This is a genomic window from Paractinoplanes tereljensis (assembly GCF_016862435.1).
In the GTDB taxonomy this organism is placed as follows: Bacteria; Actinomycetota; Actinomycetes; order Mycobacteriales; family Micromonosporaceae; genus Actinoplanes; species Actinoplanes tereljensis.
The window spans coordinates 57,003-79,161 of record NZ_BOMY01000016.1 but is presented as its reverse complement, the minus strand read 5'-3'; the positions used below and the strand labels follow the sequence as shown (position 1 = coordinate 79,161).

Here is a 22,159-nt window from a genome sequence, read left to right as displayed (position 1 = left end):
TCGGGTTATTCGGGGTTTCCGCTGGCGGCGGAGAAAGGGGGATTCCCGAACGCGGGGGTTGTTGGGAACTTTTTCTCAACCGAATGGCAACCGAGACGATAGAGCGGCCGTGTGGGGACGCGGAGGTGGGCGGCGGGCGGCGGGGTCTGGTCGCGGGGGTCTGGGTCGCGGCTGTTCGCGCAATATCTCGTGGTCAGTCTGTTGCCGCTTGGGGCGTTGGCCACGTTGCTGCTCAACGGCGTGCACGACGACGCCACCAAGCAGGGGCAGGACCAAGGTATGGCGCAAGCCGCGGTGATCGCCGAGATGGCGGTGGCGCCGGCGCTCGATGACGCCGATCTGGCCCGTGGGCTTACCGAGGATCAACGGGAATCGCTGGCCAAGGCCACCGACCTGGCGCTCTATCACGGGTCGGTGCTGCGGATGCGGCTGCGTAACTTCGCCGGGCAGGTCGTCTACTCGGATGACGGGTCCACCTCGGGTGGGGTGCCGGTGTCGGATTCGGCGTTCCGGTCGGCGACCGTCGGGTCGGCGGTGGCCACCATGGTGGCGGATGACTCGGCGGCCGGTGGGCAGATCATCCGGGTGTTGCAACCGGTGTTCGCGCGGGCCTCCGGTGAGGCGATCGGGGTTCTCGAGCTTTATCTGCCGTACGACAAGATCGCCCAGCGGCTGCACGAGCAGATGGTGGTCACCTACTGGCGGCTCGGTGGCGGTCTGGGCCTGCTCTACCTGGCGCTCGGCCTGATCTCCTGGTCGACGACCCGGTCGCTGCGCCGGTACGCCGCGCGGCAGGAGCACGAGGCGCTGCACGACGCGCTCACCGGGCTGCCGAACCGGGAAGCGTTCCGGCAGCAGGCCACGGCCGCCCTGAAAGACGAAAAGGGTGGCGCCGTCGTGGTGGTCGACCTCAACCGGTTCAAGGAGGTCAACGACACCCTGGGCCACCACGCCGGCGACGAGTTGCTGCGGGTGATCACCGCGCGGTTGCGGGGCGGCCTGCGGCCGCAGGACACCGTGGCCCGGCTGGGCGGCGACGAATTTGCTCTGATTCTGCCGGGGCTGGGTGCCGATGAGGTACGCGAGATGCTCGAGTCCCTGCGCACCTCGGTGACCGGTGAGGTGGTCCTGGACGGGGTGCCGTTGAGCATCGAGGCGAGTTTCGGCATCGCGTTCTTCCCGGAGCACGGCAACGACGTGGAGGAGCTGCTGCGGCACGCCGACGCGGCCATGTATCAGGGCAAGCGCGGCACCGCCGACATCGTCGTCTACACCGGCGAGCGCACCAGCCACCCGACGCAGTGGCTGATGGTGCAGGCCGAACTGCGGCACGCCCTGGAGCGTGACGAACTGGTGCTGTTCTACCAGCCGAAGATCAGGCTGGGCGACGGCTCGATCTGCGGGGTGGAGGCGCTGGTGCGCTGGCAGCACCCGGAGCGCGGGCTGTTGCCGCCGTCGGAGTTCCTCCCGGCGGCCGAGCAGTCCGGCCTGATCGAGCCGCTGACCGCCTGGGTGCTGCGCCGGGCGCTGGCCGATCAGGCGGCGTGGACGGCGGCCGGCCGGGACTGGACGGTGTCGGTGAACGTGTCGGCCCGCAACGTCCAGTCGGCCGATTTCGCGGGGATGGTGGAGTCGCTGCTGGCCGAGTTCGGCACCGCCCCGGACCGGCTGATCATCGAGATCACCGAGACCGCGATGGTCGACGACAAGGTGACCGCGCTGGCCGCGATCCGGCGGCTCGCCGACCGCGGGGTCGGTTTCTCGGTGGACGACTTCGGCACCGGCTACACCAGCCTGGAACGGCTGCGCGGGGTGCCGCTGGTCGAGTTGAAGATCGACCGGACGTTCGTGGCGACGGTGCTCGACGAGGCGGAGAACCAGGCGATCGTGCACGCGGTGATCGCGTTGTCGCAGGGGCTCGGCTGTCGGGCGACCGCCGAGGGTGTGGAGACCGCGGAGATCGCGGCCTGGCTCGCGGCGGCGGGCTGCGACGAAGCGCAGGGCTATTACTACTCACGGCCGATGCCGTGGGCGCAGATATCCGTACCGATGCCGGAGGAAGCGATCCGATGAAGAAGCTGATGGTCTCGGCGCTCGCCCTCACGCTCCTCGCGGGCTGTGGCGACAAGAAGGACAGCACGGCCGGCAGCACCGGCACGGTGACGTTCGACCAGGCGCTGCACGACTCGTTGCCGCAGGCGGTGCGCGATCGCGGGTACATCCGCTTCGTCACCGATGCCAGTTACGCGCCGATGGAGTCGTTCGCGGCCGACGGCCGTACGATCATCGGCTTTGAACCTGATCTTGCCGACGCGATCGGCCAGGTTCTCGGCATCAAGGTCCAGATCGTCACCGGCCCGTTCCAGACCGCCCTGGACAAGGTGGCCGACGGCACCTACGAGGGGGTGTTGTCGGCGATGACCGACACCGCCGAGCGGGAGAAGAAGGCCGACTTCGTCGACTACTTCGCGGCCGGCTCGACGATCATCGTGCAGCGCGGCAACCCGCACGAGATCGCCGACCTGACCAACCTGTGCGGCAACGTGGTGGCGATCGAGAAGGGCACCATCCAGGCCGATCTGCTGCACCGGTCGCAGAGCGGCTGCGGCGACCGGCCGATGGAGATCAACGAATACACGACGAATGCGGACGCGCTGCTGCAGTTGCGGACCGGGCGGGCGGTCGCGGTGCTCAACGACTTCCCGGCCGCCACCTACCTCACCACCGACACCCGGACCAGCAACTACTACGAGCTGGCGTCGGCCGCCCAGTACGAGCCGGGGCTGATCGGCATCCCGTTCGCCAAGGGCAACAGTCAGCTTCGCGACGCGGTGAAGGGTGCGCTGGACCGGGTGATCAGCACCGGGGCGTACACCGACCTGCTGCAACGCTGGAATCTGGGCAGTGGCGCGGTCAAGGCCGCATCGATCAACTCCGCTACGCAGGATTGACGCTACACACCCGTGTAGTACGCTACACGCGTGAGTAGCCCGCATGATCTGACCGCGCGAGCCCGCATCCGGGATGCCGCGATCGAGCTCTTCGCCGATCGCGGCATCGACGGTGCCACCATCCGCGACATCGCGCTGAAGGCCGGCGTCTCCTCCGGGCTGCTGCGGCACCACTTCGGTTCCAAGGAGGGTCTGCGCGACGCCTGCGACGAGTTCGTGGTCAGCGAGCTCACCGGCGTCCAGACCCGGTTCATGGAGTTCCCGTCCCTCAACCGGATCGAGCCGGAGTGGCTGCGCATGCAGCGCTACCTGATCCGATCGCTGGTGGACGGCTCACCCACTGCCCAGGTCCTCTTCGACCGGCTTGTCGATTATGGCGAGCAGTGGGTGCGCAGCACCGATCTGAAGGTGGCTGACCCGCGGGCCTACTCCGCGGTCCTCTGCGTCATGAAGATGTCCATGTTCACCATGGGTGACCAGCTGTCGCGCGTCCTCGGCGTCAACACCGCCGAGCCCGAGGGCTGGGGCCGCATGCTGTCCGCTTCCTTGGACATCTTTTCGCATCCACTCGTCACCCCGGAGCAGGCGGAGCAGTTGCGCGGGGCAATTGTCCGTTTTCAGACCCCCGAGGAGTAACCATGACCGAGGCCATCGATGCCGAGGGATTGATCAAGCGATTCGGCCAGGTCGCCGCCCTGGACGGGCTCGACCTCAAGGTACGCACCGGAGAGGTGCACGGCTTCCTGGGCCCGAACGGCGCCGGGAAGACCACCACCATTCGCATCCTGCTCGGGCTGATGCGGCACGACGGCGGCCGGGCGAGCCTGCTCGGCGGCGACCCGTGGGCGCAGGCCACCGAACTGCACAAACGCTTGGCGTACGTGCCGGGCGACGTCACGTTGTGGCCGAGTCTGACCGGCGGCGAGGTGATCGACCTGCTCGGCCGGCTGCGTGGCGGTCTCGACCCGGCCCGCAAGAAGGAGCTGCTCGACCGGTTCGAGCTCGATCCACGCAAGAAGGGCCGCACCTACTCGAAGGGCAACCGGCAGAAGGTCGCCCTGGTCGCGGCGCTGGCGTCCGATGTGGAGCTGCTCATCCTGGACGAGCCGACCAGCGGCCTCGACCCGCTGATGGAGGAGGTCTTCCGCGAGGTGATCCTGCAGGAGAAACGGCGGGGTGACCGCACCGTGCTGCTCTCCAGTCACATTCTCGCCGAGGTCGAGGCGCTCTGTGACCGGCTCACCATCATCCGGGAGGGCCGGACGGTGGAGACCGGCAGCCTGGCCGACCTGCGCCACCTGACCCGTACCTCGATCCAGGCCGAGCTGTCCGGCCCGCCGGACGGGCTGGCTACCATGCCGGGCATACACGACTTCCGCACCGACAACGGCAAGGTCCGCTTCGATGTGGACACCGACGCGCTCGAACCGGCCCTGCAGACCCTGGTCAAGGTGGGCGTGCGCAGCCTGGTCAGCCAGCCGCCGTCGCTCGAGGAGCTGTTCCTGAGGCAGTACCAGCGGAGTGACGAGAAGTGACCGGCACCGCCAAGCTCATCCGGCTGATCCTGCGCCGCGACCGGATCGTCCTGCCGCTCTGGATCCTGCTGTTCGGCCTGCTCGGCGTCGGCACCTACGCCTCCTTCGAGGGCCTGTTCCCGACCGACGCCGAGCGCATCCAGTTCGCCTCGGTCAGCACCGACAACGCCGGGCTCGTGGCCCTGTACGGACTGCTCCAGGGCGACTCGCTCGCGGTGCTGACCAGCTGGCGGGTCGGCTTCGTGCCGATGGTGATCGGCCTGGCCGCGCTGCTCACGGTCATCCGGCACACCCGCGCCGACGAGGAGGCCGGTCGCACCGAGCTGCTCGGCGCGACGGTGGTCGGCCGGCACGCGCAGCTGGCCGCCGCGCTTATCGTCACGGCGACCGCGAGCGTGCTGATCGGACTGCTCACGTTCGTCTCGATGGCCGGAAAGACCGGTAACACCGGCGGCTCGCTGGCGTTCGGCGCCGAGCTCACCGTCAGCGGCCTGATGTTCGCGGCCGTGGCCGCCATCACCGCCCAGCTCACCAGCAGCGCCCGCTCGGCCCGGTCGATCGCGGTGGTGGTGCTCGGTGTGGCGTACGCGTTGCGGGTCGGCGGCGACATCTCGGCGATCGGCGACGGCGGCCTGACCTGGCTGTCCTGGGTCTCGCCGCTCGGCTGGGTGACGCACATCTTCCCGTACGGGCCGGTGAACTGGTGGCCGGTGGTGATGTCGGTGCTGGCCGCCGCGATCGCCACCAACGTCGCGGTCGAGCTGCGCAAGGTCCGTGACCTGGGCGACGGACTGGTCGCGTCGCGCCTGGGCCCGGCCAATGCGCCGGCCGGGCTGGGTCACCCGCTCGGGCTGGCCTGGCGACTGCACCGCGGCCTGCTGCTGGGCTGGACGGCCGGGTTCGCTCTGCTCGGCCTGATCTTCGGCGGGGTCGGCGGCAGCGTCCTGGACATCGCCGAGTCCAACCAGGGCCTGACCGACATCTTCGACCGGCTGGCCGGCGGCAACGGCGCCGGCCAACTGCTGGACAGCTACTTCGCCGGCATCGCCGGGACGGTCGGGCTGATCGCGGCCTGCTACGGCGTGCAGGCCACCCTGCGGCTGCGCGACGAGGAGACTGCCGGGCACGCCGAGGCGGTGCTGACCACATCGGTCTCCCGGTTCGCCTGGGCCGCCAGCCACCTGCTGTTCGCGCTGCTCGGCCCGGCCCTGGCCCTGTTCGCCGAGGGCCTGGTCTCCGGCCTGGTCGCCACCGACGGCAACTTCGGCCGGATCCTCGGCGGCACCATGCTGCAGTTGCCCGCGGTCTGGGTGCTCGCCGGCCTGACCGTGCTGCTGTTCGGGCTGCTGCCGCGGCTGTCCCTGGTCGCCTGGGCGGCCCCGGTGATCTGCGTGCTGGTGTTGCTGGTGGGGCAGACGTTGCAGGCGAGCCAGTGGCTGCTGGACATCTCGCCGTTCACCCATGTCCCGCACCTCACCGGCGGCACCGTCTCGGCGACGCCGGTGATCACCCTGCTGGTGGTCGCGGCGGCGCTGGCCGCCGCCGGCCTGTTCGGCCTGCGGCGGCGCAACCTGCCCGACTAGGAAACGTCAGGAACGTTCGGCGAGCCGTTCCTCGTGGTCGAGCTCGCGCTCCAGCACCCGCAAGCCCTCGTCGGTGAGGTTGCCGGCGTCCCGCCATCGCAGCAGCTCCTCGCGCTGTGCGTCGATCACCTCGCGGCGCACCACGAGCGCGGCTTCGTACTGCGGGGACACCGGCACCTCATCCGACTCGGACCGTTCGATCAGGTCGAGCCGCCGGCGGTACCGCTCGAGCCGGATCGTCAGCTGCTTGCGCATGCTCTCGATGGCCTTGTCCTCGATGTGGTCGTGCTCCTCCTGCTTGATCTCGTCGAGCCGGTCGATCGCGGCCTGCACCGCCGCCGACCGGGCTTCGTTGCGCTCCCGGGCCAGGTCGGCCTTGTTGGCGCGCAGGCCGAGCCAGCGCACCAGCGGCGCGAAGGTGAGCCCCTGCCCGAGCAGCGTGACCAGCACGACCACGAAGGCGCAGAACTGCAACAGGTCGCGGTCCGGCACGTTCTCGTGCAGGGTGAAGATCGCCGCGAGGGAGATGACGCCGCGGGTGCCGGCCCAGCTGAGCGCCACCACTTCGCGCTTGTCGAGGGCCTTGTCCTCACGCCCGTCCGACGAGCCGCCGAGCCGGGCGTGCATCCGGCTGGGCAGCAGCTGGGTGACCACCAGCCAGAACGGGCGCAGGAGCAGGACGGCACCGACCGAGACGGACACCGCGATCACGATGGTGCTGGTCTCGTACTCGTGCAGGTGGTCCACGACCTCCGGCAACTGTTGACCGATGAGCAGGAAGACGAAGCCTTCCAGGACGAAGTCGACGAGCCGCCAGACCGCGCTGGTCTGCAGCCGGCTCGCGCCGGTGGAGTGCCGGGGCGCGTTGTGCCCGATGATCAGGCCGGCCACCACCACCGCCAGCACACCGGAGACGTGCACGCTCTCGGCGAGCAGGTAGGCCGCGAACGGGGTGGCCAGCGAGATCGAGTTGGCGCTGATCGGGTCCTCGCGCAGGTTGCGCAGCAGCCGCACCGCGTAGGCGACGATCACGCCGGCCACCACCCCGCCGGCCGCCGACATCGCGAACCGGCCGATCGCGACCGGGAAGGAGAACCCGACGCCGTCCACCGAATCGATGGCGACGGCCAGGATGGTCAGCGCGGTCGCGTCGTTGAGCAGGCCCTCGCCCTGGATCAGGGTGATCAGGTTGCCGGGCAGACCGGCTCGGCGCCCGACCGCGAGCGCGGCCACCGGGTCGGGTGGGGCGATCGCGGCACCCAGGGCCACCCCGGCGGCGAGCGTCGCCCCGGCCACCCAGAGGTGGAAACCGACGCCGACAAGCATCGCGGTGGCCAGCACCAGCAGCACCGAGAGGCTGATCACGATGCGCAGGTTGTGCCGGATGTCGAGCAGGGAGGAGTCCAGCGCCGCGTTGTAGAGCAGCGGCGGGATCACCAGGGTGAGGATCAGTTCCGGGTTGAGCGGAATGTTCTCCCCGGGCAGGAAGGCATAGACGATGCCGACGATGGTGAGCAGCGCGGCCGAGGGAAGCCCGGTCCGGCGGGAAACCCACCGGGTCGCCACGATGACGGCCACGGTTATCAGGACATAGAGCAGGATTTCCTCGAGATGGTGCACCTGCTCCATCTTTCTATGACGGGCCGCGCCATACAGCGCGGCCCGTCACAAACCTAGAAAGATCAGTAGCGGTAGTGCTCCGGCTTGTACGGGCCGTCGACGTCGACGCCCAGGTACTCCGCCTGCTTCTTGGAGAGCGTGGTCAGCTTGACGCCCAGGGCGTCCAGGTGCAGCCGGGCCACCTTCTCGTCCAGGTGCTTCGGCAGCACGTAGACCTGCTTGTCGTACTCACCGGGCTTGGTCCACAGCTCGATCTGCGCGATGACCTGGTTGGAGAACGAGTTCGACATGACGAACGACGGGTGACCGGTCGCGTTGCCGAGGTTCATCAGGCGACCCTCGGACAGCACGATGACCGAGTGGCCGTCGGGGAACGCCCACTCGTGCACCTGCGGCTTGATCTCGATCTTCTTAACGCCCGGCACCTTGGCGAGGCCGGCCATGTCGATCTCGTCGTCGAAGTGCCCGACGTTGCCGACGATCGCGTTGTGCTTCATCCCGGCCAGGTGCTCGGCGGTGATGATGTCGGTGCCGCCGGTGGTGGTGACGAAGATGTCGACGTCGCCGAGCACGTCCTCGATCCGGGCGACCTGCATGCCGTCCATCGCGGCCTGCAGCGCGCAGATCGGGTCGATCTCGGTGACCACGACGCGGGCACCCTGGCCGCGCAGCGTCTCGGCCGCGCCCTTGCCGACGTCGCCGTAACCGCAGACCAGCGCGAGCTTGCCGCCCAGCATCACGTCGGTGGCCCGGTTGAGGCCGTCGACAAGCGAGTGCCGGATGCCGTACTTGTTGTCGAACTTGCTCTTGGTGACCGAGTCGTTCACGTTGATGGCCGGGAAGAGCAGGCCACCCTCCTTGGCCAGCTTGTAGAGCCGGGCCACACCGGTGGTGGTCTCCTCGGTGACGCCGCGGATCTCGGCGGCGATCTTGGTGAACCGCTGCGGGTCGTCGGCCAGCGAGGCACGCAGCGTCTCGAGGATGATCGTGTACTCGTGGCTGTCGCCCTCGCCGGGCTGCGGGACGGCACCGGCCGCCTCGAACTCGACGCCCTTGTGCACCAGGAGGGTGGCGTCGCCGCCGTCGTCCAGGATCATGTTGGGGCCGAGGCCGTCGCCGAACTCGAGCAGGCGCATGGTGGCCCACCAGTACTCGTCCAGCGTCTCGCCCTTCCAGGCGAAGACCGGGACACCGGCCGGCTTGTCGACCGAGCCGGTGCCGACGACGACCGCGGCGGCCGCCTCGTCCTGGGTCGAGAAGATGTTGCAGGAGACCCAGCGGACCTGGGCGCCGAGGGCGACAAGCGTCTCGATCAGCACGGCGGTCTGCACGGTCATGTGCAGCGAGCCGGCGATCCGGGCACCCTTGAGCGGCTGCGACTCGCGGAACTCCTCGCGGATCGACATGAGGCCGGGCATTTCGTACTCCGCCAGGCGGAGCTGGTGGCGACCGGCTTCGGCCAGCGTGAGGTCGGCGACTGCGAACTCAAGGCCATCGACGACCTGCAGTTTTTCGGACACGAAGAGGGCTCCTCCCTCTCAGGAGGCGCCCTTGCGTCAGCAAGCCGGCGGCCGAGCGTGGCGGACCCCACAGATGAGCTTGGGTCCGTTGCAGCGCCTCTCGGCCGGGCCTTTACAGCGTAACCCGAGCCTGCGATTCTTAGCCGCCCCCCACGTATTTCGACGGTAGGTAGGGACGTGCCAGAGCCGCTACCTCGGGTTTTCCGGCCCAGGACCATTCGCGTACAACTGACGCTAGCCATCACGGCGGTCGTCGCCCTGGTGGTGGCGCTGGCCGGTCTGGCGATCGTTCTGTACGCCGATCATCGCGATCGCGACGCGGTGGACGCGACTCTCGCGACCCGCGCGGCGCAGGTGCGCACGACCGCGACGAAGTCCGGCTCGCTGCCCACCGACGGCACCTTCGCGGTGCGCCTGCTGGACGGTTCCGGACAGAAGGCGTTGGTCGGCGCCAAGACCAAGTTCTCGGACCCGGTCAAGGACGGCTATTCCACCGTTACCGCTGAAGACGGTTCACATTGGCGCTCATGGGCCGAAACGCTCAAGACCGGCGTACAGCTGCAGGTCTTGATCGACCTCCGAGATGTGGAGGATCAACATGACGGAAATGTCAGGATGATTGATCTCATTGTGGTCCTGGCCGCGATCATCGCCGCGGTCGGCACCTGGTTCGTCGGCGGCCTCGTGATGCGGCCGCTGGTCAAGCTCGCCCAGGGCGCGCAGGCGATCTCGCCGGACGCCCCGACCCAGCGGTTGCCGGTGGTCACCAGTCCGCCCGAGGTCGCCGACCTCGGCCTGGCGCTCAACGAGGCGCTGGACCGGATGAACATCCCCGACCGCGAGCAACTCGCCAGCGACGCGGCCCAGGAGGCGACCGAGCACTTCGCCAAGGAGGCCGCGGAGACCCTCCGCGCGCCCCTCGCGGGCCTCGGCGAGGGCCTTGACCAGCTGCTGGACAACCCGCACCTGCCGGATACCCAGCGCCATCTGGTCCTCGCCGCGATCCAGACCGAGTACCGCCGGATCGTCACTCTGGTGGACGACCTCAGCCCCAAGTCGCACTCGTAAGCATCAAAGACCTTCCATAAAACCTCAAAAACCCCTCATCCTGTACGGCGTGAAGCACCCGTACCGGATTCGCGAGATCGCCGCCCGGGCCGGCCTCAGCGAGGCCACCGTGGATCGCGTGCTGCATCAGCGCGGCGGGGTGCGGGAGAGCACGGCCCGCGAGGTCCACCGGGCGATCGCGGCCCTGGGACAAGAAGGCTTCCCGATCGACGTCGTCGTCCCGGAGAACACGGCTGACGCTGTCCGGCTGGTCCTCGAGACCGAGCTCCCGGTGGTGCTCAGTCCCCGCTTCCACCCGGTGGCCGCCGCCGTGGACGTGCTGACCCGGGCCAGGTCGCAGGGCGTGCTCCTGACCGCGCCGGACACCCCGGAGATCGTCGAGGCGATCGGCCGGGCCGAGGTGCCGGTGGTCACCCTCGGCACCGACCTGCCGGACAGCAAGCGGGTCGCGTTCGCCGGCATCGACCAGGCCGATGCCGGGGCCACCGCCGCCTACCTGGTCGGCCAGTGGCTCGCCGACCGGGCCGGGGAGGTGCTTGTGGTGCGCGGCGCCGGCGACGATGGCGAAGAGGAACGGGTGGCCGGCTTCCGGGCCGCGATGACCGCCCGCCGGTTGATCGAGGCGGCGGCGGTCGACCAGGTGCTGGCCGGCAACCCGGCTATCCGGGCGGTCTACGCGCCGGCCGGGAATGCTGCCCGGGTCGTCGACGCCTACGCCGAGCAGCACCGCATCTACGACGTCTTCGTCGCGCACGGCCTCGACGACACCAATGCCGCGCTGCTGCGGGCACACAAACTCTCCGCGGTCCTGCATCATGACCTGCGCGCCGACGTACGGAACGCGGGCCTGGCCATCCTGCGGGCGCAGGGCGCGCTGCCCGGCCCGGTCCGGTCGCACCCGGCGGCCGTGCAGGTGATCACGCCGTTCAACGCACCTTTCTAAAAGTTTTTTCGACCGGCTGTCCGGATCGGGTCCGGCCGTTCGTCACCTGGGTGGAAGTCAACCTGAGGGAAGAGGACAGCGATGAAGTACATGATGTTCGTCTGCACCGACACCGAGCCGGAGACCGACGAGTCGATCGTCCCGGACATCTTCACGTGGGTCGCCGAGAACGACGCGTCCGGCCGCCGGGTCGCCGGCAACCAGTTGGTGAGCCCGTCGTCGGCCACCACGGTCCGGGTCCGCGGCGGTGAGGTTCTGCTCAGCGACGGGCCGTTCGCCGAGACCAAGGAGGTCATCGTGGGCTTCGACATCCTGGAGTGCGCCGACCTCGACGAGGCGATCGCGGTGGCCGCCGCGCACCCGATGGCCTACAACGGCCGGCTCGAGCTCCGCCCGTACCACGGATGACGGATCTCCCCGACTCCTACGGCCGGATCGTGGCCACCCTGATCCGGCTGACCGGGGACTGGAACCTGGCCGAGGACTGCGCCCAGGAGGCGATGGCGGCCGCCCTGGAGCGGTGGCCGCGCGACGGAACACCCGACAACCCGGGCGGCTGGCTGATGACGGTCGCCCGGAACCGGGCCGTCGACGTGCTTCGCCGCTCCTCCGTCGAACAGGCCAAGCTCCGGGAGGTCGCGATGCTCTTCCACCCCGGTGAGCAGCACGAGATCGAGGACGACCGGCTCCGGCTGATCTTCACCTGCTGCCATCCCGCGCTCGCGCTCGAGGCCCGGGTCGCCCTGACCCTGCGGACCGTCGGGGGAGTGCCGACCGCGGACATCGCCCGGGTCTTCCTGGTCAGCGAGTCGGCCATGACCCGGCGGATCACCCGGGCCAAGTCGAAGATCACCGAGGCGCGGATCCCGTACCGGGTGCCCTCGGGCGTGGCGCTCACCGAGCGCCTGCCCGGGGTCCTGGCCGTCCTCTACCTGCTCTTCACCCGGGGGTACGACGCGGACGGCGAACCGGCGTTCGCGGACGAGGCGATCCGGCTGGCCCGGCTGCTGACCGGGCTGATGCCGGCCGAGCCGGAGGTGGCCGCGCTGCTGGCGCTGTTCCTGCTGCAGCACTCGCGGCGGCACGCGCGCCGGGACGCGGTCGGTGACCTGGTGCCGCTGGATCGGCAGGACCGGTCCCGCTGGGATCACGAGTCGATCGCGGAGGGGCGGGCGTTGCTGGAACGCACGCCGGTAACCGGCCCGTACGCCATCCAGGCTCACATCGCGGCCGGTCATGGCGCGGCCGGCAGCGACTGGCGGTCCATCGCCGGCTGGTACGACCAACTGGCCCGGATCCAGCCCACGCCGATGGTCGAGCTGAACCGGGCGGTGGCGCACGGCTACGCGTTCGGCCCGCAGTCGGGTCTGGCGCTGCTGGCCGGCTTCGAGGGCTACCCGGCGGTCGCCATCGAGGCCGACCTGACCGCCAAGGCCGGCGACCGGGACCGGGCCGCTGACCTGTTCCGCGAGGCGGCCGCGGTGGCGCCCTCGGAGGTCGAGCGCCGGGCCCTGCTGGCCCGGGCGGCCGAGCTCTAGGCGGCAGCCAGCCGGTTGGACTGGGCCAGCGCCCGGGTCGACCAGCGGACCGCGTCCATGTACTGGCCGGCCAGGTCGAACGTGCCGAACTCGCCCTTCTCGTAGGCGTCCACCGCGCGCAGCACCCGGCCCAGCCGGCCGGTGCCCTCGGTCAGCGCGGCCACGATCGCGGGCGCCAGCGGGAACTGCTCGGACATCGACTCCGGGGGGATCTCCAGCAGGTGGGCCACGCCGCTGATCACGCCGGCCATGAACGCGCCGTCCGACGAGGCACCGAACCAGGTGGCGATGTTCTCGCAGAGCCGGGCCCGGGTGAGCACGGCCAGCATGTGCTCCTCGGTGGTGTTGGACGCGTCGTCCAGCGCCATCAGCAGCGCCCACTGCCGGATGTGCGGCAGGCCGACCATGACCACGGCCTGGCGCACCGAGGAGACCCGGTTGGCGTGCCCGGCCGCGACCGAGTTGCTGGCCCGCAGCACCCGCAGGGACAGCGGCGGGTCGCTGGCGATGATGTTGACGATCTTGTGCAGGTCCGGGTCGCTGTCGCTGAGCGCGCCGACCAGCTCCAGCCGGCGCAGCCGGGACGGGGACAGGCTGGCCACGGTGAGCACCTGGGGGTGGCTGAGCGCATAGCCCTGGCGCAGTTCCATGCCGTACTTCTCGGCGATGGCCAGCTGCTCCTCGGTCTCCAGGCGCTCGGCCACGATCTGGATGTTGGGGTACTCGCGGCAGGCGTCGACCACCTCGTCGAGGCGGGACAGGTCGCCGTCGAGCAGGTCCAGCTTCACGTATGAGGCCAGGCCGAACAGCACCTCGTGGCCGGATCCCCAGACGAAGTCGTCGAGCGCGATCCGGTAGCCGGCGTTGCTGAGCGCGGTGATCCCGGCGACCACCTCGGCGTCCATCTGCACGGTCTCCAGGACCTCGAGGACGACCTGTTCCGGGCCGAACGGCAGCGCGATGTTGCCGACCAGGAACTCCCGGGTCAGGTTGATGAAGCAGAGCCGGTCGCCGGCGACCTCGCGGATGCCGAACTCGGTGAACGCGTTCACCATTACCGTGCTTGTCGCGTAGGTGTCCTGCCGGCCGGCCGCAACGGCGTCCATGCTGCCGCGGAACAGCAGCTCATAGGCGACGACGTCGCCGTGGACGTCGAAGATCGGCTGACGGCCCACGTGCACCAGCTGGGTGCCGTCCGAGGGTGCCGATGGTTTCACACCGCTTGCAATCGGTCGGTGACCGGAAGATCTGACGAAAACGCCAAGAGTCAGAGTTTTGCCCGCCAGATCCGGTCGGTCGCGACCAGCAGCAGCACGTCGCCACGACCGGCCACCGCGACCGGGGTGCCGGGCGCGGTGGTGCTCTTCCCGTCGATCCACAGCCCGCCGCCGACCAGCACCGGCCGCCCGCCCGCGATGGCCAGCGACCGGACGCCGGCCGGGTCCCCGCCGAACGTCTCGCCGGCCGTCCAGGTGCCGCCGCGCCGGTGCCAGATCTGGAACTCGGTGTCGTGGATGCCGGCCGCGACCACCTCGTCGCCCTGCCGGACCACCCGTTGGATCTCGGTGACCCCGTCCTCGGCCGGTGGGTATTCACGGGTCCAACCCTGATCTTGGGGAAGAAACGCGGCAGCCTTCCCACCGACACCACCGAACACCGCCCACCGGCCGTCCGGCAGGGTGATCGAGTCGCGGGCGGCGGTGTCGCCGGCCAGCCCGGAGTCGTTCTCGTGCAGGGTGAAGGTGCGGCCGTCGGGGGACAGCCAGGCGGCGGCGCCGCTGGTCCGGTTGCCGGCGATGGCGAAACCGGCCGGTCCGGCCGCGATCGGGCCGACGTCGACCGCGGTGTCCCCGCCGTACGTCTCGAACGGCGCCGGGTTCTCCACCATCCGGTCGCCGGCGAGCCGCCAGGTGCTGACCCGGGGGTTGCCGTGGGCGCCGCCGGGCACCGCGCCGACCATTGCGACCCGCCCGTTCGCACAGGCCACGCTGGTGATCACCTGTCGCGGGCCGTAGTAGCTCGTCGGCAACGGGTCGAACGGGACCGGCTGCCAGCCCGCGTCGGTGCCGGTCCAGGCGGCCGGCCGGGTGCTGCCGTCGGCCGCGCGCAGGCCGCCGGCCACCCACCACCGGCCGTCGCAGTCGGCGGCATCGCGCAGGTCGGCGCCGCCGGATCCGGGTAGATCGACCGGTTCCCACCGAAGCGGGTGATTGCTGCAAGCGCTGAGTGAAAGCACCAGGATCGCGGCAGCCAGCCCGCAAGAAAACGATGGCCTCATGTAACCACCGAACAATCTCCCGAAAATATGCGACCGAACCTTGTGGACTGCGTCACAGCGATTCTATGGTCACTGCACCTCCCGGCGTCCGTCCCGCTTGGAGGGTCGCTCCCCTCGAGAAAGAGCTCCGTCCATGTTTCTGGAGAGATCTCGGTTGGCCGCCGCAGTGGCGGCCGGCCTCGCCATTGCGGTCGGCGCGACCGGCACCGCGTACGCCTCGGAAAAAGCGCAAGCGAAAGTCACCCGCGCGGCCATCGACCCGGCGCTTGTCGCCGGGCGCGGTGCGAGCGTGGCCTTCCAGGAGCAGGAAGCCGAGAACGCCGCCACCAACGGCACCGTCATCGGCCCCGACCGCACCGCCTACACGCTGCCCGCCGAGGCGTCCGGCCGCACCGCGGTCAAGCTCGCGCCCGGCCAGTGGGTCGAGTTCACGCTGCCCAAGGCGGCCAACGCGATCACCGTGCGGTACAGCATTCCGGACGCGCCGAACGGTGGCGGGATCACCGCGCCGCTGGCCGTGAAGGTCCGCAACACCACCCGGACCCTGTCGCTGACCTCGCAGTACTCGTGGCTCTACAACCAATATCCGTTCAGCAACGACCCGGCCGCGGACCTGCTGCACCCGGACTGGTGGATCACCGAGTGCGCCTGCGTGCCGGCCGCGACCTCGCCGACGCCGGCGATCACCAAGCCGTTCCGGCCCAGCCACTTCTACGACGAGCAGCGGCTGCTGCTCGGCGCGACCTACCAGGCGGGGGAGAAGGTCCGGCTGACCGCGTCGTCGGCCGCCGCCTGGACCGTGATCGACCTGCTCGACTCCGAGCTGGTGGGCGCTCCGAAGATCAACCTGCTGGCCGCGAACGTGCTGCTGTTCGGGGCCGACCCGACCGGGCGGCGGGACTCGGCGCCGGCCTTCGACAAGGCGATCGCCTTCGCCCGCAAGACGCATTTGAAGGTCTACGTCCCGCCGGGTGTCTTCCAGGTCAACCGGCACATCGTCGTCGACGACGTGACGATCGAGGGAGCCGGTAACTGGTACACGATCATCAAGGGCCGCTCGATTGCGCTGCCTGCGCCGGCACCGGACAACTCGGTCCATTCGGGCGTCGGTTTCTACGGTAAGTACGTCGCCGACGGCGGTTCGCGCAACGTGCACCTGAGCGGCTTCGCGATCGAGGGTGACGTTCGCGAGCGGATCGACACCGACCAGGTCAACGGCATCGGCGGCGCGATGACCGACTCGACGATCGACGGCCTCTACATCCACCACACCAAGGTGGGTCTGTGGTTCGACGGTCCGATGTCGAACGTCCGCGTCACCAACAACGTGATCGTCGACCAGATCGCCGACGGCCTCAACTTCCACACCGGGGTCACCAACTCGGTCGCCCGCAACAACTTCCTGCGCAACACCGGCGACGACGCTCTGGCCATGTGGGCCGAGGGCACGACCAACGCCAACAACACGTTCGACCACAACACCGTGCAGACGCCGGTGCTGGCCAACGGCATCGCGATCTACGGCGGCACCGACATCACGGTCTCCGGCAACCTGATCGCCGACCCGATCCGAGAGGGCAGCGCCCTGCACGCCGGTTCCCGTTTCGGGGCCCAGCCGTTCGCCGGGCACCTCTGGTTCACCGACAACACCACGGTCCGGGCCGGCACCTACGAGCTGAACTGGAACATCGGACTCGGCGCGATCTGGCTCTACGCGCTGGAGAGGAACATCGACGCGGACATCCAGGTGGTCGGCGACAACTTCCTGGACAACACGTACAACGCGGTCATGCTGGTGGCCGACTGGCCGGTCAAGGACCTCTACTCGATCACCAACACCCACTTCAAAAACATCAAGGTCGACGGTACGGGTACGAGTGTGCTGAGTGCCCGGGTCGCGGGGTCGGCCACCTTCGAGAACGTCGACGCCCGCAACGTCGGCGCGGTCGGCGTCAACAACTGCGGATCGTTCAACTTCACCCCGGCCGGCTCCGAGTTCAAGGTCGCCGACCTGGGCGGCAACGACGGCGGCTGGCTCGCCCCGTGGATGATTCCGAACACCATCACCTGCAACGACCGTCCCCCGGTAGTGGCGCCCCCGGCCCCCTCCACCTGGTAAATCATCCGATTGCGGCCCCACTCGTTGAATTCGGGTGGGGCCGCATTCTGTTGGTAGCCTGGGCCGCTGAACTCGGGACTCGGAGGACGTTTGTGAGCCAAACACTGCTGGTGACCGGTGGTGCCGGATTTGTCGGGACCAATCTCATCCGGGCCCTGCTCACCGACTATCCCGCCGCCGCGATCGTGTCGCTCGACAACTACTTCACCGGTGTCCCGGAAAATCACGTCAACGACCCCCGGGTGACCTACATCGAGGGCTCCACCGTCGACCTGGCCAAGACCTGGGCCGAGCGCGGGCTGCCCAGCCCCGAGATCGTCTTCCACCTCGGCGAATACTCCCGGATCGTGCAGTCCTTCGACGACCACGATCTGACCTGGGAATTCAACCTGCTGGGCACCAAAGAGGTGGTCAAGTTCGCCTCGGCCAACGGGTCGAAGCTGATCTACGCGGGTTCCAGCTCGAAGTTCGGCAACGACGGGCAGGACGAGAACCTCAACCCGTACGCGTGGACCAAGGCCAAGAACATCGAGTACATCCGGAACTACTCGTCCTGGTACGGGCTGGACTACGCGATCACCTACTTCTACAACGTGTACGGGCCGGGCCAGATCACGGCCGGCCGCTACGCCACGGTGATCGGCATCTTCGAGGACCACTACCTGCGCGGTGAGCCGTTGCCGGTGGTGTCGCCCGGTACACAGACCCGCGACTTCACCCACGTCGACGACATCGTCCGGGGCATCGTGCTGGTCGCCCAGAAGGGCAGCGGCGACGGCTACCTGCTCGGCATGGGCCACGAGTGGCCGGTCATCGAGGTCGCGAAGCTCTTCGGCGTCGACTATGAGCTGGTGCCGGCGCTGCGCGGCGAGCGGGTGCGCGGCCAGGCCGACACCACCCGGGCCGGCGAGTTGGGCTGGCGCCCGCAGAACAGCCTCGACGCGTACATCGCCCGGTTCGTCACCACGCACCGCCCGGGAGAGTTGGCTCACTGACCCGCGCGGCGGGTGCCGCGAGCGGGTTGACTGGCGTGAGTGCGCCGTTCCCTTGTTGTAGTGCTGGCCCTGGCCTGCGGCTTGACCGTGGCCAACCTGTACTACTCGCAGCCCCTGCTCGACCTGATCGCCGACGCCTTCGGCGTGAGCCAGGGCGCGGCGACGATCGTGGTCACCCTCACCCAGATCGGGTACGCGCTGGGCCTGCTCTTCCTGCTGCCGCTCGGTGACCTGGCCGAGAACCGCAAGCTCACCACCCGCCTGCTGGCCGGGACGGCGACCGCCCTGCTCCTGGCCGCGGTCTCGCCGGCGTACTCGCTGTTCCTGGTCGTTTCGGTCCTGGTCGGGGTGACCTCGGTGGTCGCCCAGATCCTCGTTCCGCTGGCGGCGCATCTGGCCCCGGAAGATCAGCGCGGCGCCCTGGTCGGCAAAGTGATGGGCGGCCTGCTGCTCGGGATCCTGCTGGCCCGCACGGTGTCCAGCTTCGTGGCCGACCTGTTCGGCTGGCGGGCGATCTACTTCATCTCGGCCGCCTTGATGGTCGGGTTGGCGGTCGTTCTGCGGCGGATGATCCCGGTTCGGCAGCCGTCACACACCGCCGGGTACGGCTCACTGCTGCGTACCGTGTGGGATCTGGTCCGCACCGAGCCGACGCTGCGCCGGCGGGCGCTCTGCCAGGGTCTGCTGTTCGGCGCGTTCAGCGCCTTCTGGACCGCCATCGCCTACGAGCTGATCGGCGAACACGGCTTCGGCCAGGCCCAGATCGCGATCTTCGCGCTGGTCGGGGCGGGCGGAGCGACCGCCGCGCCGTTGGCCGGAAAGTTGGCCGACCGGGGGTACGGCGTACCGGCCAGCGGCGGCGCCCTGCTGCTCGCCGCCCTGATGGCCGGGCTGGCCGCCGTCGGGCACGGCTCGATCGTGGTGCTGGCGGTGGCCGGCTTCCTGCTCGACTTCGCGGTGCAGGCCCACCAGGTGATGAGCCAGCACGAGATCTACGCGTTGCGGGCGGACGCCCGAGCCCGCATCAACACGGTCTTCATGACCACGGTCTTCACCTGCGGCGCCCTGTCCTCGGCGGCCACCGGCCTGCTGCATCACCGCTACGGCTGGACCGGCGCCTGCGTGCTGGCCGCCGGCGTGTCCCTGGCCGGCCTGGCGGTCTGGGCCTTTGGGCCATCGCTTCACGCGAAAGTCGCGCTGCGGCCTGAAGGGCCGCCCTCCTTGCGCAGGTAGGCGGGGACTGATCGCTGCCTCGTATTTATATGGGTTTGGTGTGGTGTTGCACCGGCGCGTCCCCCCAGGCCGTGCCGATGCAACACCTTCGCCGCCCCCTCGACGGCGCCCCTCGGTCAGGCTTCTCCGGTGGCCGGTTGGACGATCTTGGCGGTGTTCAGCGGGAGCACGTAGGCGCCGCGTTCCGGGCCCGAGCCGACCACCGAGACGCAGATCAGGTCGCCGTTGGCTACGTCGCCCGCGTAGAGGTCGTCGTGCAGCATCTTGGCCGTGCTGGCACTGACCAGGTTGCCGAAACGGCGGGCGTTGGTCGGGGCCTTGTCGGCCGGCAGTTCGGCGAGCCGGGCGAACGACTCCACCAGCGCGGGGCTGGCCTGATGCGTGTAGATCCGTTTCACGCGATCCACGTAGCCCGGCAGGGCGTGGTTGAGCGCGGCGTGGTTCAGCATCATGCCCTGCGTGTAGTAGCGCTTCACCGCCGGACCATTCATGCCATAGCAGGCCAATTCCGCGGCCTTCGGCGTGCCGTAAGGATGCCGGGAACCGCCGCCGAAGTGGTGGATCAGCGGATCCGTAAAACCGGGCTCGTCGCCGAACGACTGCGAGTCCCGGGAGTAGAGCACCAACCCCCGATCGTCGTCGTTGCGGCTCAGCACCAGGGCCGCCGCGCCGTCCGAGAAGATTCCGGCCGACGCCCACAGGCTCTTGCCCAGCGGATGCGCGTAGTTGCGCAGGTAGATCGGGTTGACGCCGCCCTCCAGATCGCCGGTGATCCGGGACGGCGCGTTGTAGGTGACGATCAGCGCGTTCCGTGAGTTCATTCGGGCAGCAAGCGCGGCCGCGCGGGCAAGACCCGCGCAACCCGCGCCGATCTGGATCGGCACGACGTCGTCCGGCAGCTGCAATTCCCGGGCCATCCGGAAGGCGTCCTGGTCCAGCATGATTTCGTACGGCGAGCAGGTCACCAAGATCATCGCGTCGATGTCCCGCGGTTCCAGGTCGGCCGAGAGTAAGGCCTCCCGCCCGACCTCGGCGATCCGTCCCAGGTCGGCGAAGGTCCACGGATCCCAGCTTTTGCCCTGGATACCGAGCACTCGCTCGACCAGTTCGCCGCTCATGAGTCCCCCGGTGCGCGCCGGGATCTTGGCGGCCTCCGCCCATTCGTTGATCGTCAGTACTCGTCCGATGAGGGTGGCCAGCCCGGTGATCGCGTACGGCAAAGGCAGTGCACTGTCGACAGTCATCGCTCCGGCTTTCGGTCGACATGTTTGACAGCTCAAAGTTTGTTGATCACCGCTTGGTCGATACACCGGGGAAATCCCTAGTACCTAGAGTTCGTACGTGTCCAGCGATCTTGAAGCTGAGGCGTTGGTCTCGTCCGCGCTTCAGTCGTCCGACCCGCGCCTGTTGTTCCAGGCCTTCCTGGTTCTGACCCGCAATTCCGGGGCTACGGACCTGCAGCCGCTGGTTGTTGAAATGTCCCGTTTTGTCGACCAGGAGCCGTTCCTGGTGTCGGTGGTTTCCGGGGTTGCCCTCTCCCGTGCGGGCTCTCCGTCGGCTCAGGCGCACCTGGAACACGCGCTGGACCTCTTCGACACCCTGGGCCTGCACGAGGACCCGCTCTACCTCGAGTGCGCGATCTTCGTGACGCTGACGCTGATCCGCCCGCACGAGGCCCGACGGAAGTACGCCGGCTACGTCGATCGCCTGAGTTTCGACCCGGCCGCCCGGGCCCGCCTGCTCGCGATGATCGGTCTCGGCGACGCCTGGGCCGGCAACCTGGTGCGCGGTCAGGCCGAGATGCTGGAAGCCCGCGACCTGGCCGTGCAGGCCGGCCGTCCGGACGTGCAGGCCGAGGTCACCTCCTGGCTGATCAAGTGCGAGGCGCTCCGCGGCGACCTCGCCGCCGCGGCCGCGCACCTGGCCGAGGCCCGCGCGCTGGCCGCCCGGAACGGCTCCGAGTGGGTAGCCGGCCACATCGTCGAGGGCTCGGCGGCGCTGCACTTCGCCCAGGGCGACACCGAGGCGTGGGTGGCGATGCTCGAACTGATGGTCGCCAGCGGCATGGGCGTCGATTCCGGCCTGACCTTCGAATACCGCTGGGAACTGGCGACCCACCACGCCCTGCATGGGTCTTCGTCGGTGGCGACCGGCCTGCTCGACGGCGTTCCGCCCGCACCCGTCTACCTGCCGGGCGGACCGGCGATGGCGGCCTGGCGCGCGTGGATCGAGTCACCCGACGACGAACAGCGGATGCACGAGTTCGAGTCGGTGCTGCCGGAGTTGACCCAGCCGGCCGAGCGGCTGCCCCGCTCCCGGATGGCCTGGCTGCTGGGCGCGCATCACGGCCGCCAGGGTCGGCGGGCACCCGCGGTGCGACTGCTGGAAGCCGCCTGCGCCGGGTACGCCGCGATCGGCGCCGGCGGCATGCTGGCCCTGGCCGAGGTCGATCTGCTCGCGGTCACCGGCGGCCGCCCGTCCTACACGCCGCCACCCCCGCTCGCCTCGAAACCCGGCGAGGCCGCCCTGACCGGCGCCGAGATCCGGGTGGCCGTCGCGGTGGCCGACGGCCTCAGCAACAAGGAGGCGGCCGAGCGCCTGTTCGTCTCGGTGAAAACCGTCGAATTCCACCTCGGCAACATCTTCCGCAAGCTCGACGTCCGCAATCGCACCGAGCTGGCCCGCCGCCGGGACACCCTCTAGTAGTTCTATTTGCCTTTCAGCAAGTGCCCCGCCTCCGGCTGGCCTATAAAGGGGGATGTCGGGGGCTGGTCCG

Annotated in this window: 18 protein-coding genes and 1 riboswitch; of the genes, 13 read left to right on the top strand and 5 right to left on the bottom strand. The window is 69.3% G+C overall.

All coding sequences use genetic code 11. The features are described from left to right. The first annotated feature begins 216 nt into the window (after positions 1-216). From Ate02nite_RS11850 to Ate02nite_RS11830, 5 genes are read left to right on the top strand one after another with little or no spacing between them, the layout of a single operon-like run. Positions 217-2,073, top strand: a complete 1,857-nt coding sequence (locus tag Ate02nite_RS11850) for a putative bifunctional diguanylate cyclase/phosphodiesterase (RefSeq protein WP_239147323.1) — start codon at positions 217-219, stop codon at positions 2,071-2,073. Continuing rightward, positions 2,070-2,951 (top strand): ABC transporter substrate-binding protein, encoded by an 882-nt coding sequence (locus Ate02nite_RS11845; RefSeq protein WP_203803837.1) that lies wholly within the window; start codon positions 2,070-2,072, stop codon positions 2,949-2,951. The genes Ate02nite_RS11850 and Ate02nite_RS11845 overlap by 4 nt, the downstream gene beginning before the upstream one ends. Positions 2,952-2,981: 30 nt before the next feature. After that, positions 2,982-3,587, top strand: coding sequence for a TetR/AcrR family transcriptional regulator (locus Ate02nite_RS11840; RefSeq protein WP_203803834.1), 606 nt, complete (start codon positions 2,982-2,984; stop codon positions 3,585-3,587). 2 nt (positions 3,588-3,589) lie between these two features. Then, a complete protein-coding gene (locus tag Ate02nite_RS11835) occupies positions 3,590-4,486 on the top strand; it encodes an ABC transporter ATP-binding protein (RefSeq protein ID WP_203803832.1) in 897 nt (298 codons plus the stop codon). Then, positions 4,483-6,069: an ABC transporter permease gene (locus Ate02nite_RS11830; protein ID WP_203803829.1), complete on the top strand. Its 1,587-nt coding sequence runs from the start codon at positions 4,483-4,485 to the stop codon at positions 6,067-6,069. Before Ate02nite_RS11835 ends, Ate02nite_RS11830 begins: the two co-directional genes overlap by 4 nt. Positions 6,070-6,075: 6 nt before the next feature. Here the strand turns inward: Ate02nite_RS11830 and Ate02nite_RS11825 are convergent, their stop codons facing one another. Next, positions 6,076-7,698, bottom strand: coding sequence for a Na+/H+ antiporter (locus tag Ate02nite_RS11825; protein ID WP_203803827.1), 1,623 nt, complete (start codon positions 7,696-7,698; stop codon positions 6,076-6,078). A gap of 53 nt (positions 7,699-7,751) precedes the next feature. Then, positions 7,752-9,209, bottom strand: a complete 1,458-nt coding sequence (ahcY, locus tag Ate02nite_RS11820; RefSeq protein WP_203803824.1) for an adenosylhomocysteinase — start codon at positions 9,207-9,209, stop codon at positions 7,752-7,754. Positions 9,210-9,225: 16 nt separating this feature from the next. Then, a riboswitch (S-adenosyl-L-homocysteine riboswitch) is annotated at positions 9,226-9,317 on the bottom strand. A 69-nt stretch (positions 9,318-9,386) separates the two neighbouring features. Between ahcY and Ate02nite_RS11815 the strand changes: the two genes are divergently transcribed. The 4 genes from Ate02nite_RS11815 to Ate02nite_RS11800 all read left to right on the top strand — a co-directional run bounded on the left by Ate02nite_RS11815 (position 9,387) and on the right by Ate02nite_RS11800 (position 12,758). Continuing rightward, on the top strand, positions 9,387-10,277 hold the full coding sequence (locus Ate02nite_RS11815; RefSeq protein WP_203803821.1) for a HAMP domain-containing protein: 891 nt from the start codon (positions 9,387-9,389) through the stop codon (positions 10,275-10,277). Positions 10,278-10,326: 49 nt separating this feature from the next. After that, the gene (locus Ate02nite_RS11810) at positions 10,327-11,220 is read left to right on the top strand and encodes a LacI family DNA-binding transcriptional regulator (protein ID WP_203803819.1); all 894 of its coding nucleotides are present in this window, start codon (positions 10,327-10,329) and stop codon (positions 11,218-11,220) included. An 81-nt stretch (positions 11,221-11,301) separates the two neighbouring features. After that, positions 11,302-11,628 (top strand): YciI family protein, encoded by a 327-nt coding sequence (locus Ate02nite_RS11805; protein WP_203803817.1) that lies wholly within the window; start codon positions 11,302-11,304, stop codon positions 11,626-11,628. Then, entirely contained in the window at positions 11,625-12,758 is a 1,134-nt protein-coding gene (locus tag Ate02nite_RS11800) for an RNA polymerase sigma factor (RefSeq protein ID WP_203803815.1), read from the top strand. The genes Ate02nite_RS11805 and Ate02nite_RS11800 overlap by 4 nt, the downstream gene beginning before the upstream one ends. Here the strand turns inward: Ate02nite_RS11800 and Ate02nite_RS11795 are convergent. Then, the gene (locus Ate02nite_RS11795) at positions 12,755-13,975 is read right to left on the bottom strand and encodes an EAL and HDOD domain-containing protein (RefSeq protein ID WP_239147322.1); all 1,221 of its coding nucleotides are present in this window, start codon (positions 13,973-13,975) and stop codon (positions 12,755-12,757) included. The genes Ate02nite_RS11800 and Ate02nite_RS11795 overlap by 4 nt on opposite strands. Before the next feature lie 50 nt (positions 13,976-14,025). After that, positions 14,026-15,036, bottom strand: a complete 1,011-nt coding sequence (locus Ate02nite_RS11790) for a hypothetical protein (protein WP_203803807.1) — start codon at positions 15,034-15,036, stop codon at positions 14,026-14,028. 133 nt (positions 15,037-15,169) lie between these two features. Between Ate02nite_RS11790 and Ate02nite_RS11785 the strand changes: the two genes are divergently transcribed. The 3 genes from Ate02nite_RS11785 (at position 15,170) to Ate02nite_RS11775 (ending at position 19,383) form a co-directional block, all read left to right on the top strand. Continuing rightward, a complete protein-coding gene (locus tag Ate02nite_RS11785; protein ID WP_203803806.1) occupies positions 15,170-17,155 on the top strand; it encodes a glycosyl hydrolase family 28-related protein in 1,986 nt (661 codons plus the stop codon). Positions 17,156-17,247: 92 nt separating this feature from the next. Further along, the gene (locus Ate02nite_RS11780; RefSeq protein WP_239147321.1) at positions 17,248-18,150 is read left to right on the top strand and encodes an NAD-dependent epimerase/dehydratase family protein; all 903 of its coding nucleotides are present in this window, start codon (positions 17,248-17,250) and stop codon (positions 18,148-18,150) included. 39 nt (positions 18,151-18,189) lie between these two features. Further along, positions 18,190-19,383 carry an MFS transporter gene (locus tag Ate02nite_RS11775; protein ID WP_239147320.1) on the top strand — a complete coding sequence of 398 codons (1,194 nt, stop codon included), beginning with the start codon at positions 18,190-18,192 and terminating at the stop codon, positions 19,381-19,383. A 116-nt stretch (positions 19,384-19,499) separates the two neighbouring features. Here the strand turns inward: Ate02nite_RS11775 and Ate02nite_RS11770 are convergent, their stop codons facing one another. Beyond that, positions 19,500-20,627 carry a 3-oxoacyl-[acyl-carrier-protein] synthase III C-terminal domain-containing protein gene (locus tag Ate02nite_RS11770; protein WP_203803804.1) on the bottom strand — a complete coding sequence of 376 codons (1,128 nt, stop codon included), beginning with the start codon at positions 20,625-20,627 and terminating at the stop codon, positions 19,500-19,502. 97 nt (positions 20,628-20,724) lie between these two features. Between Ate02nite_RS11770 and Ate02nite_RS11765 the strand changes: the two genes are divergently transcribed. Then, positions 20,725-22,086: a helix-turn-helix transcriptional regulator gene (locus Ate02nite_RS11765; protein WP_203803802.1), complete on the top strand. Its 1,362-nt coding sequence runs from the start codon at positions 20,725-20,727 to the stop codon at positions 22,084-22,086. The last annotated feature ends 73 nt before the right edge of the window (positions 22,087-22,159 follow it).

What these genes read in the sequence shown, in the direction of transcription:
- Ate02nite_RS11845 (WP_203803837.1), top strand. Translation starts at nt 2,070, where the DNA reads ATGAAGAAGCTGATGGTCTCGGCGCTCGCCCTCACGCTCCTCGCGGGC.
- Ate02nite_RS11835 (WP_203803832.1), top strand. Translation starts at nt 3,590, where the DNA reads ATGACCGAGGCCATCGATGCCGAGGGATTGATCAAGCGATTCGGCCAG.
- Ate02nite_RS11825 (WP_203803827.1), bottom strand. Translation starts at nt 7,698, where the DNA reads ATGGAGCAGGTGCACCATCTCGAGGAAATCCTGCTCTATGTCCTGATA.
- Ate02nite_RS11805 (WP_203803817.1), top strand. Translation starts at nt 11,302, where the DNA reads ATGAAGTACATGATGTTCGTCTGCACCGACACCGAGCCGGAGACCGAC.
- Ate02nite_RS11800 (WP_203803815.1), top strand. Translation starts at nt 11,625, where the DNA reads ATGACGGATCTCCCCGACTCCTACGGCCGGATCGTGGCCACCCTGATC.
- Ate02nite_RS11790 (WP_203803807.1), bottom strand. Translation starts at nt 15,036, where the DNA reads ATGAGGCCATCGTTTTCTTGCGGGCTGGCTGCCGCGATCCTGGTGCTT.
- Ate02nite_RS11785 (WP_203803806.1), top strand. Translation starts at nt 15,170, where the DNA reads ATGTTTCTGGAGAGATCTCGGTTGGCCGCCGCAGTGGCGGCCGGCCTC.
- Ate02nite_RS11770 (WP_203803804.1), bottom strand. Translation starts at nt 20,627, where the DNA reads ATGACTGTCGACAGTGCACTGCCTTTGCCGTACGCGATCACCGGGCTG.